The sequence below is a fragment of the Pseudonocardia sp. Ae331_Ps2 genome (genome assembly GCF_001932405.1).
GTDB lineage: Bacteria > Actinomycetota > Actinomycetes > Mycobacteriales > Pseudonocardiaceae > Pseudonocardia.
On the sequence record NZ_MCIM01000001.1, the window covers coordinates 5,041,386 to 5,057,612 of the forward strand.

Below are 16,227 nucleotides of genomic sequence, written 5' to 3' on the forward strand. Positions count from 1 at the left end.
CACGGGTCCGCGGACGGGTCGCGGGACTGCTCGCTGCCGTGCCCGGTGGCGGCCGGGCAGGGACGGGTCCTCCTCAGTCCGACCGCAGCCCGTCCAGGATCTCCTCGGCGCGGGCCAGGTCCTCCCCGGCCCGGTCGGCCCGGGCCGCCGCGTCCCGGGCGGCGCGCTCGGCCTCGTCCCGGGCGCGGTCGGCGTCCTCGGCCTCGTCCCGGGCGCGGGCCAGCTCGGCGGTCAGCTCCGCCACGCGGCGGTGCGCGTCGTCGCGGCGTCCCGCGGCCTGCGCGGCGCGGTCCCGGGTGTCCTCGCGTTCCCGGTCGGTGTCGTGGGCGGCCAGCCGGGCGGTCTCGACGGCCTTCTCGGCCTCGGCGAGGGCCCGCGCGTGCCGCTGCGCCGCGCGCCGCTGCTGCTCCTCGGCGGCCCGGCGCTCGGCCTCCCGGCGCCGCGCGTCGCGCCGGCGCCGGGACAGCTCCCCGTCGCCGTCCGGTCGGGATGCGGTGTCCGGGGGAGCCCCGGTGCCGGGTGCAGGCTCGGCGTCGCGGTCCGTCGAGGTGGGCGGTGACGAGGTGCGCGGTGGCGAGGTGGGCGGTGGCGGGGTGCGCGGCGGCGAGGTCCGCGGCGCAGGTGGCCCGGAGTCCGGCTCCGCGAGCGGGCCGAAGCCGCTGTGTCGCTCGTAGCGCTCCAGCCGTCCCGACCGCACGCGGTCGGCCAGCTCCGGGTCGGCCAGCGCCGACTCCAGGACCCACCGCACGTCGCGTTCCAGGCCGGGGTCCACCCGGGCCCCCGCGGCGCGGCCGAGGGCCGCGGCCCGCCGGGCCAGCGCACCGACCAGCCGGGTGCGCTGCGCCGACACCTCCCGCAGGGCCGCGCCGTCGAGCGAGCGCTGGGCGTCGGCGAGCACCGGGGCCAGCGCCAGGAGCCCCTCGACCTCGTCGCGGGCGTCGTCGACCAGCAGGTTCGCCAGCCACGCGGCCCGGGTCGGCCGCCGGGCGGCGGCGATCGCCCGGGCGGAGTCGGTGTCGGCCTCGGCGCGGGCCCGGGCGACGGCGGCGGCGCGCGCGGCCACGAAGTCCTCCGGCGGGACCCGGTAGAGCAGGTCCAGCTCCGCGTTCGCGTCCACGCCGGCGGGCCTCAGCTCAGGTTCGCGTGCGTCCCGACCAGGACGGCACGGCCGACGGTGTGGCTGAACAGGGTGAAGGCGAGGAACGTGGGCGTCGCGGTGGTGGGCACGTCCAGCGTGGGCACGTCGACGGCGTGCACCACGAAGAAGTACCGGTGCGGGCCGTGCCCGGGCGGCGGGGCGGCGCCCAGGTAGCGGGCCAGGCTCGCGTCGTTGCGCAGCTGGACCGCGCCCTCGGGGAGGCCGGAGCCGGTGTCGTCACCGGCGCCGGACGGCAGCGATGTCACCGACGCCGGCAGGTTGAACACCGCCCAGTGCCAGAACCCGGCGACGGTCGGGGCGTCCGGGTCGTAGCAGGTCACGGCGTAGGACCGGGTCCCCTCCGGCGCGCCGGACCAGGACAGCTGCGGCGAGACGTCCTCGCCGCCCGCGCCGAAGATCCCCGACAGCTGGGGGGTGGCGAGCGCGGTGCCGTCGGTCAGGTCGGTGCTGGTCAGGGTGAACGACGGGACCGGGGGCAGCTCGTCGTAGGGGTTGCGGGGCACGGGATGGACCTCCTCGGGTCGGTGGTGGGTGTCTCGCCGTGATCCTGGCACGGCGCGTCGGCTGCCGTCCGGCGGCGAGGAGGGCAGGGTGTCGGTCCGTGGAGATGCTGCTCGTGCTCGTCGGGATGATGGTGGCCGCGGTCGTCCTGGTCGGGGTGGGGGACCGGCTGCGGCTGCCCTGGCCCGCGCTGATGGTGGTGCTCGGCGTGGTCGTCGCGCTGCTGCCCGGCCTGCCCGACGCGTTCGTCATCGACCCCGAGCTGATCCTGCCGCTGTTCCTGCCGCCACTGCTGTTCGCCACCGCGCAGCGCACGTCGTGGGCGGTGTTCCGGGCCCGGTGGCGGTCCATCGCGCTGCTCGCCGTCGCGCTGGTGCTGGTCACCGCGACGGTCGTGGCGGGCACGGTGTGGCTGCTGGTCCCGGGGATCGCGGTGACCGCGGCGATCGCGCTGGGCGCGATGGTGGCCCCGCCGGACCCGGTGGCGGTCGAGGCGGTCGCCGGGCAGGTCCCGATCCCGCGCCGGGTGGTGGCCGTGCTGCAGAGCGAGGGGCTGTTCAACGACGCGACGGCCCTGGTCGTGTTCCAGGCCGCGGTGCTCGCCACCGTCTCCGGCGGCGAGCTGAGCCCGCTGGGGCTGGGGCTTCGGTTCGTCCTCGGCGCGGCCGGGGCGGTGCTCATCGGTCTCGGGGTCGCCTGGCTGGCCCGGCGGGTGCTCGGCCGGGTCACCGACGCCACCGGACGCAGCGCGCTCACCCTGGTCCTGCCCTTCGCCACCTACCTGGCGGCCGAGGAGCTCGGCGCGTCCGGGGTCATCGCGGTCGTCGTGCTGGCGTTGCAGCTGCGGGCCGGGGCGGACGCCGACGAGGCGGCCGAGCGGCTCACCCAGTCCTCGCTGTGGAACGTCGTCGAGCTGCTGGTGACCGGGCTCGCGTTCGGCCTGATCGGGCTCGACCTGCGCCAGGTCGTGCTCGCCGCGGGCGACGAGCTGCCGACGATGCTCGCGCACGCGGCGGTCGTGTGCGTGGTCGTCGTCGCGGTGCGGGTGCTCTGGATGGTCGTCGCCTGGCGGGTGCTGGCCCGCGACGGCGACGGGGCCGCCGCGGCCGGCGCCGCCCCGCTCACCGGACGCGAGGCCGTGCTCCTGTCCTGGTGCGGCATGCGGGGCCTCGCGACGCTCGCCCTCGCGCTGTCGCTGCCGCTGCAGACCGCGTCCGGGGCGCCGTTCCCCGCCCGCGACGAGCTCGTCCTCATCGCGGTGTCGGTGCTGTTCGTGACGCTGCTCGTGCCCGGCTTCACCCTGGGCATGCTGGTCCGCGCCCTCGACATCGACGACGAGGCCGACGCCGAGGACCGCGCCGAACGCGAGATCGTGCTGCGGGCCCGCCGGGCCGCCGTCGCCACCCTGGAGTTCGAACGCACGGTCCGCGGCCTGCCCGAGGAGGTCGGCACCGCCATGCGGGAGCGCGTCGAACGGCTGGAGCGGGTGCTGTCGGGGGAGACGCCGTCGGAGGAGGAACGGTCCCGGATCGCGGCGGTGAAGAAGGCCCGCCGGGCGTTCGCCGAGGCGCAGGCCTCAGCGCTGGCGGCCGCCCGGACCGAGGTGCTGGCCGCGCGGCGCGAGCCCGGTGTCGACCCGCACGCCGTCGACCGGGTGCTGCGCCGCCTCGACCTGCGCACGGTGCTGCTCGACTGAGGACCGGAGGTGTCCGCGTCCGCGGGCACGATCGAGCCATGACGTGCCCGTTCACCGCCCGTACCCGCTCGCTGTCCGAACCGGACCCCGCGCCGGCCGGAGGTCCGGTCGTGCGCACGACGCTCCCCGGCGGGCCCGCCGTGTGGGTGGTCACCGAGGAGGCGCTCGCCCGCCGGGTGCTCACCGACCCGCGGTTCGCCAAGGACCCCGCGCTCGCCCCGCCCGGCGTCACCGACCTCGAACCCCCGGCCGTCGAGCGGCTGTCGCTCACCACCGCCGACGGCGCCGGGCACGCCCGGCTGCGCCGCGCGCACGCTCCGCTGCTGTCGGCCCGCGCGCTCGCTCCGTACGCCGGACGGATCCGGTCCATCGCCGCGGGCCTGCTCGACGGCCTCGGCCCCGGCGAGGTCGACCTCACCGAGGACGTCACCATCCGGTACCCGCTTGCCGTCGTGCTCGAGGTCGTCGGTGCCCCGCCGGGGCTCCTCGACGACGCCGTCGACGCCTGTCGCGCGATGTGGAGCCCCGACCCGGCCGTGGCGGGCGCCGCCTTCGGACGGCTGCAGGCGATCGGCACGGCCGCGGTCACCGACGGGACCGGCGACGGCGTCGCGGCCGGCCTGCGTGCGGCCCTGCCCGACCTCGACGACGCCCAGGTCGGCTACCTCGTGTTCGGCCTGGTGTTCGGCGGTCAGCTCACCACCGACGCCGCGCTCGGCTACGTCGTCGCCCACGCCCTGGACTCCGGGCTCGCCGGCCGCACCGCCGACGAGCTCGACGCGCTGGTCACCGAGGTGCTGCGGGTCCACCCGCCCGCCCCCTACTCGCTGTGGCGCTTCGCCCGCACCGCCGTCGACCTCGCCGGGCGGGCGCTGCCTGCCGGGGCTCCGGTGCTCGTCGACATCCGGGGGATCGACGCCCGCCCGACCCAGGGACATCCGCTGACGTTCGGGCACGGCCCGCACTTCTGCGCCGGTGCGCACCTGGCCCGGCTGGAGCTGCGCACGATGCTGGAGGTGCTGCGCGACGACTTCCCCGACGCCCGGCCCACCGTTCCGGCCACCGGCCTCGTCGAAGTGCACCCCGGCGGGTCCGGCGGACCGCGGCTCGCCGGTCTACGGGTGCACCTGCGTCCCGCTCGGTGATCTTCCCCGCAGTCACCGAGCTGCCGCCACATGATGAACTGTGCAGGTGTGGGAACGACGGTCGGTGCGCTCCGCGACGGTGACGGTGGCCCTGGCCGCGCTGCTGGCGGTCGCGCTCCTGGGCTCGCTCGCCTTCGGCGCCGAGGTCCTCCCCGTCGCGAGGGTCGTCGACGCGGTGCTGCAGGACCGTCCCGGCCCGGTCTCGACGATCGTGTGGGACCTGCGGATGCCGCGCTCGCTGCTCGCCGCGATCGTCGGTGCGGGCCTCGCACTCGCCGGCACCGGGGTGCAGACCCTGGTGCGCAACCCGCTCGCCGACCCCTACCTGCTCGGGGTGTCCTCCGGCGCGAGCGTCGGCGCCACGGCCGTCATCACCACCGGGGTGCTGGGTGCGCTCGGCACCTGGGCGCTGTTCACCGGGGCGCTGCTCGGCGCCCTCGCGGCCGGGGCGCTGGTCGGGGCGATCGCCGTCGCCCAGGGCGGGATCACCCCGATCCGGCTGATCCTCACCGGCACCGTGCTCGGCTCGGCGTTCTCGGCGACGGCGAGCTTCCTCGTGTTCCGCACCGGCGACCCGGCGGCCGCCCAGTCCGTGCTGTTCTGGCTGCTGGGGAGCCTGTCCGGGGCGCAGTGGGACCGGGTCGCGGTGCCCGCGGTGACCGTCGGGCTGGTGCTCGTCCTGTTCCTGGCCTCCAGCGGCTGGCTCGACGCACTGAACGCCGGACCCGACACCGCGGCGGCGCTCGGCGTGCCGGTCACCGCCGCACGGGCGGCGCTGTTCGCGGTCTGCGCGACCGCGGTCGGGGTGCTGGTCGCGGTCTCGGGCGCGGTGGGCTTCGTCGGGCTGGTCGTGCCGCACCTGGCCCGGCTGCTGGTCGGCTCCCGGCACCGGGTGCTGGTCCCGGTGGCGGCGCTGGCCGGGGCGCTGTTCCTGGTCGTCGTCGACGTCGCCGCCCGGATCGCGGTGCGGCCCACCGAGATGCCGCTGAGCGTGGTCACCGGGCTGATCGGCGCCCCGGTGTTCCTGGTCCTGATGGGGCGCCGCCGCTACCGGACCGCCGGGAGCACGGCATGAGCCTGCGCGCCGAGACCCTGTCCTGCGTGCTCGGCGGGCGCACCGTGCTGGCCGGGGTCGACCTCGCGGTCGAGCCCGGGGAGGTGCTCGGCGTCGTCGGGCCCAACGGCAGCGGCAAGTCCACCCTGCTGCGCGCCCTCGCCGGGATTCGCCGACCCGCCGCGGGCCGCGTGCTGCTCGACGGCACCCCGCTGACCGCGCTGCGGGCCCGGCAGCGGGCCCGGCGGATCGCCTTCGTCGGCCAGGAGGAGGACCTCCCCGCGGACCTGTGCGTCGGGGAGGTCGTCGCGCTCGGCCTGGTCCCGCACCGGCCGCCGTGGTCGGGTGGCGACGCGGCCGAGCGGGCCGCGGTCACCGCCGCGCTGGCCGCGGTCCAGCTCGACGGCCTGGCCGACCGGCCGGTCGACCGGCTCTCCGGCGGGGAACGGCGCCGGGTGCTGCTCGCCCGCGGGCTCGCCCAGGACGCCGGGGTCCTGCTGCTCGACGAGCCCACCAACCACCTCGACGTCCGGCACGCGCTGGGCCTGCTGGAGCTGGTGCGCTCACTCGGCCGGACCGTCGTGGTGAGCCTGCACGACCTCGACCTCGCGGACCGCTGGTGCGACCGCCTCGTCGTGCTGCACGACGGCCGGGCCCTCCCGGCCGTGCCCGACCTCGACCCCGACACCGTCTCACGGGTCTTCGGGGTCGCCGCCGCCCGCGTCACGCACCCGGTGACCGGGCGGTCCCGCCTCCTGCTCGACCTACCCGGGGAGACTCCGTGACGCTCCTGCCCACCCGTCCACTGCGGCTGTCCGCCGTCCTCGCCGCGGGGGCGGTCGCCCTCGCAGCCTGCTCGGCCCCGGCCCCGGCTCCGCCCGCCGCCGATGCCCCGGCCGGCACGGTCACCGTGACGAACTGCGGGGCGCCGGCGTCGTTCCCGTCCCCGGCGCAGCGCATGTTCGTCAACGACGGCAACATGATCTCGATGGTCCTGGCGCTCGGTGCCCAGGACCGGGTCGCCGCGGTGTCGAGCATGCAGCGCGACGCCGAGACGCTGCGCCGCCACTACGGCGCCGCCGTCGACGGCCTGGCCCAGGCGGCACCGCAGTACCCGACCCTGGAGACGGTCCTGGCCCGCGACCCCGACGTGATGGTCGCCGGCTGGAACTACGGCTACAGCGAGGAGAAGAACCTCACCCCGGCCCGGCTGCGCGAGCAGGGCATCGCCCCCTACGTGCTGACCGAGTCCTGCCGTCAGGCCGACGGGCAGCGTGCCCGCGGCATCGTCGACCCCTGGACGGCGCTGCGCGACGACCTGCACAACCTCGGCACGATCACCGGGCACACCGCCGACGCCGACCGCGTCGTCGCCGACCTCGACGACCGGCTCGCCGCGCTGGGGAGGGCACCGAAGGCCGCGACCCCGCCGACGGTGTTCCTGTTCGACAGCGGCACCGAGTCGCCGTACTCCAGCGGCCGCTTCGGCGCCCCGCAGGCGATCATGGAAGCGGCCGGGGCGCGCAACGCGCTGTCCGACGTCGACGACACCTGGACCCAGGTCTCGTGGGAGCGGGTCGCGACGGCGCAGCCCGCCGCGTTCCTGTTCGTCGACTACCCGCCGCAGACCTTCGCCGAGAAGGTCGCGGTGCTCAAGAGCCGCCCCGACACCCGCGACCTGCCCGCGGTCCGGGAGAACCGGTTCCTGAACCTGCCCTACGCCCTGTGGACCTCGGGCCCGCTCAACGTCGACGCCGCCGAGCAGGTGCGGGCGGCGCTGGAGCGCTGGAACCTGGTGCCCGCCTCCGGCCTGACCCCGGAGTCGGACGACGTGCCCCGCAGCTGAGTGCGCAGGTCCCGGGGGCGCCGCGCGGCGCCCCCGGGACCTCCGATCCGATCCGATCCGGGCCGGTCGGTCAGGTGATCGTCATGCCGCCGTCGACGGCCCAGGTCTGACCGGTGACGTAGCCACCGGCCGCCGAGGCGAGGAACAGCACGGCCGCCGTCAGCTCCTCCGGGTCGCCCTTGCGGCCCACCGGGATCCGCTCGGACATCCGCTCCAGGTAGCCGTCCGGGTACTGCTCGGTCATCTCCGAGGCGAAGAAGCCGGGCGCGACCGCGTTGACCCGGATCCCGCGCCGCCCGGTCCACTGCTGGGCCAGGTCGCGGGTCAGGCCGACGATCGCCGCCTTGGACGCGGAGTAGGCCGCCTGCGGCAGCGACGCCGTGGTCAGGCCCAGGATCGAGGAGATGTTGACGATGCTCGACCCCGGCGCCATGTGCGCCGCGCAGGCCTGCGCCATCCAGTAGGAGCCGTTGAGGTTCACGTCGATGACCGAGGTGAACTGGTCGGGGGTCTCCTTCAGGGCCGGGACGGCGGTGCCGATCCCGGCGTTGTTCACCAGCACGTCGAGCCGACCGAACCCGTCGACGGCGGCCTGCGCCAGCGCCCGGCAGTCCTCGGGCTTCGCCACGTCGGTGGCGACGGCGACCGCGCGCCTGCCCGTCGCCTCGACCAGTGCCACCGTGTCGGCCAGCTTGTCGACCCGTCGCGCGCCCAGCACGAGGTCCGCGCCCGCCTCGGCGAGGCCCTTCGCGAAGGCCACACCGAGGCCGGACGACGCACCGGTGACGACGGCGACCCGGCCGTCCAGTCGGAACCGCTCCATCACAGTCACGCAGGGACCCTAACCCGGATCAGCCGCGGAGCTTCTCGGCGAGCTGGGGGACGAGCCGCTCCAGGGCGAACGGGGCCGAGAGCACGCTGTTGTAGGTCATCGCGCCCCGGGTGTCGGCGTCGGGCACGACCATGTCGCCGCGGGCGACGACCGGCACCTGGCGCAGGACCGGGTCGGAGTCGACCTGCTGCTTCGTGGTGCCCTCGTCGGCCAGCATCACCAGCACGTCGCCGTCGAGCAGGCCGGCCTGCTCGGAGGAGACCTCGACGTAGAAGCTCTTCCGGTCGTCGCGCTCGGCGATCGCCGGCGGCTGTGCGAAGCCGAGGCCGGTCATGAACTGCCCGCGTGCGTCGGCGGCGGTGAAGGCGCCGTACTTGCCGTCGAAGGGCAGCACCGTGGCGCCGACCTTGCCACGGAACTCCGGGTGCGCGGCGACGGCGTCGGAGAACGCGGCGTCGGCGGTGCGGATCAGCTCCTCGCCGCGCGCGGTCTCACCCAGCGCGGTGGCGACGGCGCGCATCTGGTCGGTGCGGCTCACCCCGAACGCGATCGTGCCGGCGGGCCGTGCGACGACCGGCGCGATCGCGGTCAGCTGGTCGTAGGCGGCCTGGTCGATGCTCGAGGACAGCGCGATGATGACGTCCGGGCGCAGCGCGGCGATGCGCTCCAGGTTCGGCTCGGTCTCGGTGAGGAGCTGCGGTGCCTCACCCCGCACCAGGCCGCGAGCCCACGGCCCGAGCCCTCCGGTCTCCTCGTAGAAGGCGTAGCCGGCCAGCGCGACCGGGGTGACGCCGAGGGCGAGGACGGGGTCGGCGTCGGTGACGCCGAGGGCCACCACGCGCTGCGGGCGGGCGGGGATCTCCGCGGTGCCGAAGGCGTTGTCGATGCGGACGGGGAACGCGCCGTCGGAGCCGGCCGGCGCGGCGGCCGGGCCCGGATCGGAGGCGCAGGCGGTGAGCAGGCCCGCGAGGGCCAGCAGGATGATCAGTCGTCGGAGCACGCCGGGACAATAGCCGAGGCTTACCTAACCCGTAATGTCCGGAAGGTCTCGCGGCTGCGCGTTCGCACCGGTCGACGCGGCGCGGACCGGTGCGAACGCGCCGGGTCAGTCGCGCGGGCGGCGCTTGCGGGCCACGACGGCCCGGTACAGCAGCGGGTCACGGCTGGTCGCGAGCCGGTGCCGGTAGACGGTCGCGCCGAGCTCCTCGAGCTCGCCGGAGGCCAGCAGCGACGAGATGAGGCCGGCGAACCCGGAGGTGTCGCCGTCGGTCAGGAAGTCGTCCCGCAGGGTGGTCGCGACGAAGCCGTCGTCGGCGACCATGTCGAACGCGGTGCGGAACGCAGCGGGTGGGATGTCACCGAAGCCGAGCGCGGCGACGCAGGTCAGGGCGTCGAAGCCGCCCGAGGAGATGTTCTCGACGGTCTCGTCGTCGAGGGCGGTGAGGTCGACGACGTGGTAGTCGTCGTAGACCCCGGGGCGGTCGCGTTCGGCGGCGTCGCGGGCCTCGGGCAGGATGTCGATCCCCACGACCTTCCCGACGCCGCGGGCGCGCAGCTCCTCGCCGACGATGCCGTTGCCGGCGCCGACGTCGAGGACGCGCAGCCCGGACGGGTCGACACCGACGGCGTCGAGCTGCTCGGCCAGCGCGCCCGCGACCACGGCCGGGGACTGGCACTGCAGGATGTCGTAGAACAGCTTCTCGTAGAGGCCGGGGATCTTGAACAGCTCGTCGTAGTCGTGGAAGCGGTACTCGGTCCACCCGTGTCCGAGGTCGATGACGCAGTACTCCGCGTCCTGCTCGAACGAGGTCGTGGGCTCCGGCAGAGCAAGCCGGTAGGTCGGTTCGGAACGCTCGACGGCCATGAAAATCCTTCCTGGTCGGGAACGGACACCTCGACGCTAGTGCACCCGAGGCATCCGATCGGGGGTGAGCGACGTCGCACGGACCGCGATGTGACGCGGCGGTAGGGGGTGACACGATCGGCAGCGGGAGACACCCGGAGATCACCGTCGATCAGCGAGGAGAGACATGACCCAGCAGCAGAGGACCGCGATCGTCACCGGTGGGGCGCGCGGCATCGGGGCCGCCACCGCGATCCGGCTCGCCGCCGACGGACACAAGGTCGCGGTGCTGGACCTGGAGGAGTCGGCCGCGAAGGCGACCGTCGAGGCCATCGAGTCCGCGGGCGGGACCGCGGCCGCGTTCGGTGCGAACGTCGCCGACGAGCAGGCCGTCGCCGCCGCCGTCGACGCGGTCACCGAGCGCCTCGGCGCACCCACCGTGCTGATCAACAACGCCGGCATCACCAAGGACAACCTGCTGTTCAAGATGACCGTCGACGACTGGGACGCGGTCATGGGTGTGCACCTGCGCGGGGCCTTCCTGATGACCCGTGCGGTGCAGAAGCACATGGTCGACGCCGCCTGGGGCCGGGTCGTGAACCTGTCGTCGACCTCCGCGCTGGGCAACCGCGGGCAGGCGAACTACTCCGCGGCGAAGGCCGGCATGCAGGGCTTCACCAAGACCCTGGCGATCGAGCTCGGCAAGTTCGGCGTCACCGTGAACTGCATCGCCCCCGGCTTCATCGCCTCGGAGATGACCAAGGCGACCGCCGAGCGGATCGGCGTGGACTGGGAGGACTTCAAGGCCGCCCGGGCCAAGGAGATCCCGGTGCAGCGCCCCGGCGCGCCCGAGGACATCGCTCAGACCGTGTCGTTCTTCGTCGACGAGCGCTCGTCGTTCGTGAGCGGCCAGGTCATCTACGTGGCCGGTGGCCCGAAGGCCTGACCCGCCCCACGACGAACGGGCCGGCACCGCTGCTGCGGTGCCGGCCCGTCGTGGCCGTCGCGGAGCTGTCAGGACCTGGTGGTCATCGGCACGATCGCCCAGCCGGGGATGTCCTCCTGGCCGGACACCGGCACCGCGTCGGCGGAGAAGTTGACCAGCAGCATCGAGCCGTCGGCCGCGCGGAAACCGCCCAGCGAGGAGCCGTCGGTGGCCCGGCCCAGCTCTACGGTGCCCTCCCGGAGCCGGGGCACCAGCCAGCGCCACGCCTCGGTCAGCGGGGTCGCCTGGCCGCCGTTCTCCTCGGTGGCCGGGGTCCACAGCGAGGAGTACTCGAGCGAGCTGCTGCCCTCGGGACCCCACAGCAGCGCGCCCTGGGTGCCGGAGCGGGCCATCGCCTGCAGGGCGGCGATCGTCGAGACCGCGCTGGCGGGGGAGTCGAAGCCGGCCTGGGCGTCGGCGGGGACGTTCGCGTAGAACTCGGCCCACCAGATGGGCAGCTGCGTCCGCTCCTGGATCCAGCGGTCGATCACCGAGAACTTCTCCGCGCCGACGTCGACCGGGGAGATCGCGTCCTGCTGTCCGCGGTTGGTGGTCGAGCCGTCGACGACGATGAAGTCCGCGCCGACGTTGTTCTTCAGCCAGTAGTCCAGGACGTCGAGCGGGCGCTGGTCGAGCGCCCCCCAGGGGCCGCGGATGTTCGAGGCGTCGTGCGAGTCCACCGGGACGCTGCTCATGACGACGTAGGGGCCGCCGACCTGCACGTCGGGCCGGACGGACTTCACGGCCTGGTAGACCTGGTTGTAGAAGTTCGTGTAGCCCTCGTAGTCCCAGCGGTTCTCGGCCTGGTTGTAGAAGCCCTTCAGCTCGTTCCACACCAGGACGCGGTCGACCTGCGGGTACCGCTGCACGGCCTCGCGGGCGAGGTTGGCGAAGTCGGCGAAGTGCTCGGGCAGCGGGGCCTTCTCGAGCCGGTCCCAGCGGGTGTCGCCGCTGTCGCGCGGTGCGCCCTTCATCCAGTCCGGGGAGCAGCACAGCGTCAGCATCGCCTTGCCGCCGGTCTCCTCGGTGAGCTGCATCCGGCGGTCCAGCGAGCCCCAGTCGAACTCACCGGGCCGCGGCTCGGGGTTGAGCGTGCCGAAGCCCATGATGTGGTGGTTCTGGTACTCCTGGCCGAGGCTCGACAGGATGTCGACCCCGCGCTGGCGGGCCTGCGCCGGCTCGGTGTCGTCGAGGCTGTCCTGGGTGTGGGTCACCCCGATCTCCATCGGTCCCGGCTGCTTGTCCCACCGCCAGCTGCCCAGGTCGACGGCCTTCGCGGAGGCCTCCAGGGCCGACGACGGCGCGGTGCCGCCGGCGGTGTCGTCACCGCCGACCCCCGAGGTGCAGGCGGCGAGGGCGAGGACCCCCGAGAGCACCAGGGCCAGGGCCGGGGCCCGGCGCAGGCCGGACCGGAACCGGGGGGTCCGGGACGCGGACCTCGGTCCTGACGTCGTCGGGGAGGGACGGCGTGACGCTCGCACGGGGTGGTGACCTCACGTTCTGACCGGACGCGGCGCCGGGCGGATGCCGTGGCGCGCGCGGGCTCGTACTGACTCCTGCACTCCTGCGCGGGACGGTGTCCCGGCGAGGTGCTCCCAGCGTGTCAGGGGCCTCCTGTGACCTGACTGAGAGAACCCCGGGCACGCCCGGAGCCGGCGCGAGCCCGCTATCGGACGTTCGGAGCAGGGTAGGGCCGCGGTTCGCGAGGGCTGCACGCAGCCCCGTCACGCAGGTGGACCTTCTTGTCGCGCAGCGTGTACACGCGGTCGGCCCGCGGCAGCACCGCCGGGTCGTGGGTGATGAGCAGCACCGCGCGCCCCGCCGCGGCGGCGAGCAGGTCGTCGAGGACGGCGTCGCGGGTGTCCGGGTCGAGGTGGGCGGTGGGCTCGTCGAGCACCAGCACCGCCGGGTCGACGAGCAGCGCGCGGGCCAGCGCGAGCCGCCGGCGCATCCCACCGGACAGCCGGGCACCGTGTGCGCCGACCTCGTCGTCGAGCGCCAGGCCGGTGAGCCCGACCCGGCGCAGGACGTCGTGCAGGACGGCGTCGTCGGCGTCGGGGGCGGCCAGGCGCAGGTTCTCCCGGACCGTCGAGTCGAACACGTGCGGGTCGGCCGGCACCCCGGAGACCACCGCGCGGACCTCCTCGGGTGCCCGCACCGCCAGGTCGTGCCCGTCGAGCCGGACGGTGCCCGCGCGCGGGTCGAGGAACCGGAACAGCACCGCGGCCAGCGTCGACTTGCCCGACCCGCTGGGGCCGACCAGCGCCACGACCTCCCCGCGCCCGACGTCGAGGTCCACCCCCTGCAGGACGGTGCGGCCGCGGCCGTCCGGTCCCGGTCCCGGCCAGGCCGCGGTGAGACCGCGGATCGCCAGGTCGCCGCGACGGGGCAGCGGTGTGGCGCCCGGTTCGCGGTGTGCGACGGCGGGCGCGGCGTCGAGCACCGGCACCAGCCGGGCCATCCCGGCGCGTACCGCGGCGAGCCGGGCCGCGGCGGCGGGCAGCGGCGCGACGATCTCGAACGCGGCCAGCGCGGTCAGCACCAGCACGGCCAGCGGGACCGCGCCGAGGGCACCGGCGTCGACGGCGGCGACGCCCAGCAGCAGCGTCCCGGCCAGGGTGAGCCCGGCGACCAGGGCGCCGGAGCCCGCGCCGAGGCCGAGCAGCGCGGCGTCGCGGCGGGCGGTGCGGGTCAGCTCGGCGTCGGCCCGGGCGACCGCGTCGACGGCGTGGCCGGTCGCTCCGTGGGCCAGCAGCTCGGGGCCGCCGTCGAGCAGGTCGACCAGGGCGGTCGCCAGCCGGTCCCGCGCGACGCCGGCGCGCTCGGCGGGCTGCCGCGACAGCGCCGCGGCGAGGGCGGGCACCGCGACCCCGGCGAGCAGCAGCCCGCCCGCGAGCAGCGCGCCGCCGGGGAGGTAGAGCGCGGTGGCGAGCAGCACCGCACCGGACCCGGCGACCGCGGCCGCGACGACCGGCAGCATCCCGCGCACGACCAGGTCCTGCACGGAGTCGGTGTCGCCGACCAGCCGGGCGACGAGCTCGCCGGACCGGAACCGGTGGACCGGCTCGGTGGCGGCGAGCCGGGCGTAGACGCGGCCGCGCATGTCCGACAGCGCGCGCAGGGCGGCGTCGTGCCCGACCAGCCGCTCGGCGTAGCGAGCCACCCCGCGTCCGACGCCGAGGGCACGGGTGAGCACGACGGCGACCGACAGCGCCGTCACCGACGGGTGCTGGGCGGCGGTGGCGAGCAGCCAGGCGGCCAGCGACAGCAGCCCGGCACCGCAGGCGGTGGCGAGCGCGCCGAGCAGCGCGCCACCGACGACGCCGCGCAGCCGGGGCGCCAGCACGCTGCGGGCCAGCGACCAGGGGCTCATCGGGGACCCCCGGCCGGGGTGATCGTGGCGGGGGCGATCGTGACCGTGCGGTCGGTGTGCTCGGCCCAGCCCGCGTCGTGGGCGACGACGACCGCGGTGCGCCCGCGCAGCAGCTCGGTGGCCGCGGTGCGGACCGCGGCGGCGGAGTCGGGGTCGAGGTGCGCGGTCGGCTCGTCGAGCAGGACTAGCGGCGCGTCGCGCAGGAACGCCCTGGCCAGCGCGACCCGCTGGCGCTCGCCGGAGGACAGCTGCGTGCCGCCCTCACCGAGCACGGTGTCCCAGCCCCGGGGCAGCCGGGCGACGACGGTGTCGAGTCCGGCCCGGCGTGCGGCCGCGCGGACGGCGTCGTCGGTGACGTTGTCCCGTCCGGCGCCGAGCCGGACGTTGGCGGCGACGGTGTCGGCGAACAGGTGCGGCTGCTGCGGGACCCAGGCCACCCCGCGCCGCCAGGCGTCGAGGTCCAGCTCCGCGAGCTCGGCGGCGGTTCCGTCCCGGCCGTGCACGATCACGGTGCCGCCGGTCGGGGCGACGGTGCCGAGCAGCACCCCGAGCAGGGTGGACTTCCCGGCCCCGGACGGGCCGCGCAGCAGCACCGTCTCACCGGGGGCGAGGCCCAGCGACAGCCCGGCGACGGCGTCGGTGTCCGCACCGGGGTAGCGCACCCGCAGCCCGTCGACGGTCAGGCCGCGCCCGGCCGGGTCGGCGGCCGGCACCGGAGCGGTCCCGCCGGTGGCGCCGCCGACGGGGCGGTCGAGCTCGGCGAACACCTGCCGGGCGGCGGCGACCCCCTCCATGCTGGCGTGGAACCGGGCACCGACCTCGCGCAGCGGCAGGTACGCCTCCGGGGCCAGGACCAGCACGAACAGCGCGGTGGCGTAGTCGAGGTTCCCGTAGAGCAGCCGCAGCCCGACCTCGACCGCGACCAGGGCGACGGCCAGCGTCGCGAGGACCTCCAGCACGAACGCGGACAGGAACGCGACCCGCAGGGTGCCGGTCATGGCGTGCCGGTGCTCGTCCGTGGTCTCCCGGACCTTGCCCGCGACGACCTGCGCACGGCGGAACAGCGCGAGCGTCGGCAGCCCCTGCACGACGTCGAGGAAGTGCCCGCCCAGGCGCGACAGCAGCCGCCACTGGCGGTCGGTCCTGGCCCGGGTGTGCATCCCGACCAGGACCATGAACAGCGGGATCAGCGGCAGCGTCACCCCGATGACGACCGCGGAGATCCAGTCGGCGTCCGCGACGACGATCAGCACCGCGACCGGGACCAGGACGGCGAGCACCAGCTGGGGCAGGTAGCGGGCGAAGTAGTCGTCGAGGGCGTCGAGCCCGCGGGTCGCCAGGGTGACGATCTCGCCGGAGGACCGCCGCGGGTCCGGCGCGGCGAGCGCGAGCCGGCGCACGAGCGCCGTCCGCAGCTGGGACTTGGCGCGGGCGGCACAGCGCAGCGCGGCGGACTCCGCGCCGTAGGTCAGCAGCGCCCGCGCCACCGCGACGACGGCGACGCCCCCGACCAGCCGGGCCAGGGTGTCGAGCCCGGCGCCCGGACCGATGGGCGTGCCGTCGGTGGCGAACGACGGCGTCGCCCCGGCCACCACCCGCGACACGAGCCAGGCCTGGGCCAGGATCAGCCCGGTCGCGGCGACCCCGCAGCCCGCGGCGACGGCCAGGTGCACCCGGACCGCGCTCGCGGTGCGCAGCAGCCGCGGGTCGACGGGCGGGCCGCCCGCGGGCGGCGCCCCGGCGGTGCCCGGCGGGGCCGGCGGAGCCGACGGGGTGGACGGGTGCGACATGGT

The 16,227-nt window shown here is 75.8% G+C and carries 14 protein-coding genes; 6 read left to right on the forward strand and 8 right to left on the reverse strand.

The window, feature by feature from the left end:
• Nucleotides 1-73: 73 nt before the first annotated feature.
• Together Ae331Ps2_RS23595 and Ae331Ps2_RS23600 are read right to left on the reverse strand one after the other, a co-directional pair.
• Entirely contained in the window at nucleotides 74-1,117 is a 1,044-nt protein-coding gene (locus tag Ae331Ps2_RS23595) for a hypothetical protein (protein ID WP_075306481.1), read from the reverse strand.
• A gap of 11 nt (nucleotides 1,118-1,128) precedes the next feature.
• On the reverse strand, nucleotides 1,129-1,662 hold the full coding sequence (locus tag Ae331Ps2_RS23600) for a YbhB/YbcL family Raf kinase inhibitor-like protein (RefSeq protein ID WP_075306480.1): 534 nt from the start codon (nucleotides 1,660-1,662) through the stop codon (nucleotides 1,129-1,131).
• 104 nt (nucleotides 1,663-1,766) lie between these two features.
• Here Ae331Ps2_RS23600 and Ae331Ps2_RS23605 point away from each other — a divergent pair, with 104 nt between their 5' ends.
• The 5 genes from Ae331Ps2_RS23605 (at nucleotide 1,767) to Ae331Ps2_RS23625 (ending at nucleotide 7,401) form a co-directional block, all read left to right on the forward strand.
• Complete coding sequence (locus tag Ae331Ps2_RS23605; protein ID WP_249265396.1) at nucleotides 1,767-3,356, forward strand: Na+/H+ antiporter; 1,590 nt, start codon at nucleotides 1,767-1,769, stop codon at nucleotides 3,354-3,356.
• 38 nt (nucleotides 3,357-3,394) lie between these two features.
• Nucleotides 3,395-4,501 (forward strand): cytochrome P450, encoded by a 1,107-nt coding sequence (locus Ae331Ps2_RS23610; protein WP_075306476.1) that lies wholly within the window; start codon nucleotides 3,395-3,397, stop codon nucleotides 4,499-4,501.
• Nucleotides 4,502-4,565: 64 nt separating this feature from the next.
• Nucleotides 4,566-5,576, forward strand: a complete 1,011-nt coding sequence (locus Ae331Ps2_RS23615; RefSeq protein WP_075306474.1) for an iron ABC transporter permease — start codon at nucleotides 4,566-4,568, stop codon at nucleotides 5,574-5,576.
• Nucleotides 5,573-6,340, forward strand: coding sequence for an ABC transporter ATP-binding protein (locus tag Ae331Ps2_RS23620; RefSeq protein WP_075306472.1), 768 nt, complete (start codon nucleotides 5,573-5,575; stop codon nucleotides 6,338-6,340). Before Ae331Ps2_RS23615 ends, Ae331Ps2_RS23620 begins: the two co-directional genes overlap by 4 nt.
• Nucleotides 6,337-7,401, forward strand: a complete 1,065-nt coding sequence (locus Ae331Ps2_RS23625) for an ABC transporter substrate-binding protein (RefSeq protein ID WP_233147537.1) — start codon at nucleotides 6,337-6,339, stop codon at nucleotides 7,399-7,401. The genes Ae331Ps2_RS23620 and Ae331Ps2_RS23625 overlap by 4 nt, the downstream gene beginning before the upstream one ends.
• Nucleotides 7,402-7,471: 70 nt before the next feature.
• Here the strand turns inward: Ae331Ps2_RS23625 and Ae331Ps2_RS23630 are convergent, their stop codons facing one another.
• The 3 genes from Ae331Ps2_RS23630 to Ae331Ps2_RS23640 form a co-directional block, all read right to left on the reverse strand.
• Nucleotides 7,472-8,233: an SDR family NAD(P)-dependent oxidoreductase gene (locus Ae331Ps2_RS23630; RefSeq protein WP_075306470.1), complete on the reverse strand. Its 762-nt coding sequence runs from the start codon at nucleotides 8,231-8,233 to the stop codon at nucleotides 7,472-7,474.
• A gap of 19 nt (nucleotides 8,234-8,252) precedes the next feature.
• Complete coding sequence (locus Ae331Ps2_RS23635) at nucleotides 8,253-9,071, reverse strand: iron-siderophore ABC transporter substrate-binding protein (RefSeq protein WP_369804835.1); 819 nt, start codon at nucleotides 9,069-9,071, stop codon at nucleotides 8,253-8,255.
• A 267-nt stretch (nucleotides 9,072-9,338) separates the two neighbouring features.
• Complete coding sequence (locus Ae331Ps2_RS23640) at nucleotides 9,339-10,097, reverse strand: class I SAM-dependent methyltransferase (RefSeq protein ID WP_075306466.1); 759 nt, start codon at nucleotides 10,095-10,097, stop codon at nucleotides 9,339-9,341.
• 166 nt (nucleotides 10,098-10,263) lie between these two features.
• Between Ae331Ps2_RS23640 and fabG the strand changes: the two genes are divergently transcribed.
• Nucleotides 10,264-11,022 carry a 3-oxoacyl-ACP reductase FabG gene (gene fabG / locus Ae331Ps2_RS23645; protein WP_075306464.1) on the forward strand — a complete coding sequence of 253 codons (759 nt, stop codon included), beginning with the start codon at nucleotides 10,264-10,266 and terminating at the stop codon, nucleotides 11,020-11,022.
• Nucleotides 11,023-11,090: 68 nt separating this feature from the next.
• Here the strand turns inward: fabG and Ae331Ps2_RS23650 are convergent, their stop codons facing one another.
• From Ae331Ps2_RS23650 to cydD, 3 genes are all read right to left on the reverse strand, one after another.
• On the reverse strand, nucleotides 11,091-12,437 hold the full coding sequence (locus tag Ae331Ps2_RS23650) for a hypothetical protein (RefSeq protein WP_020623148.1): 1,347 nt from the start codon (nucleotides 12,435-12,437) through the stop codon (nucleotides 11,091-11,093).
• A 290-nt stretch (nucleotides 12,438-12,727) separates the two neighbouring features.
• Nucleotides 12,728-14,434: a thiol reductant ABC exporter subunit CydC gene (gene cydC, locus Ae331Ps2_RS23655; protein ID WP_075306462.1), complete on the reverse strand. Its 1,707-nt coding sequence runs from the start codon at nucleotides 14,432-14,434 to the stop codon at nucleotides 12,728-12,730.
• Nucleotides 14,431-16,224, reverse strand: coding sequence for a thiol reductant ABC exporter subunit CydD (cydD, locus tag Ae331Ps2_RS23660; protein ID WP_083695903.1), 1,794 nt, complete (start codon nucleotides 16,222-16,224; stop codon nucleotides 14,431-14,433). Before cydD ends, cydC begins: the two co-directional genes overlap by 4 nt.
• Between the last annotated feature and the right edge of the window lie 3 nt (nucleotides 16,225-16,227).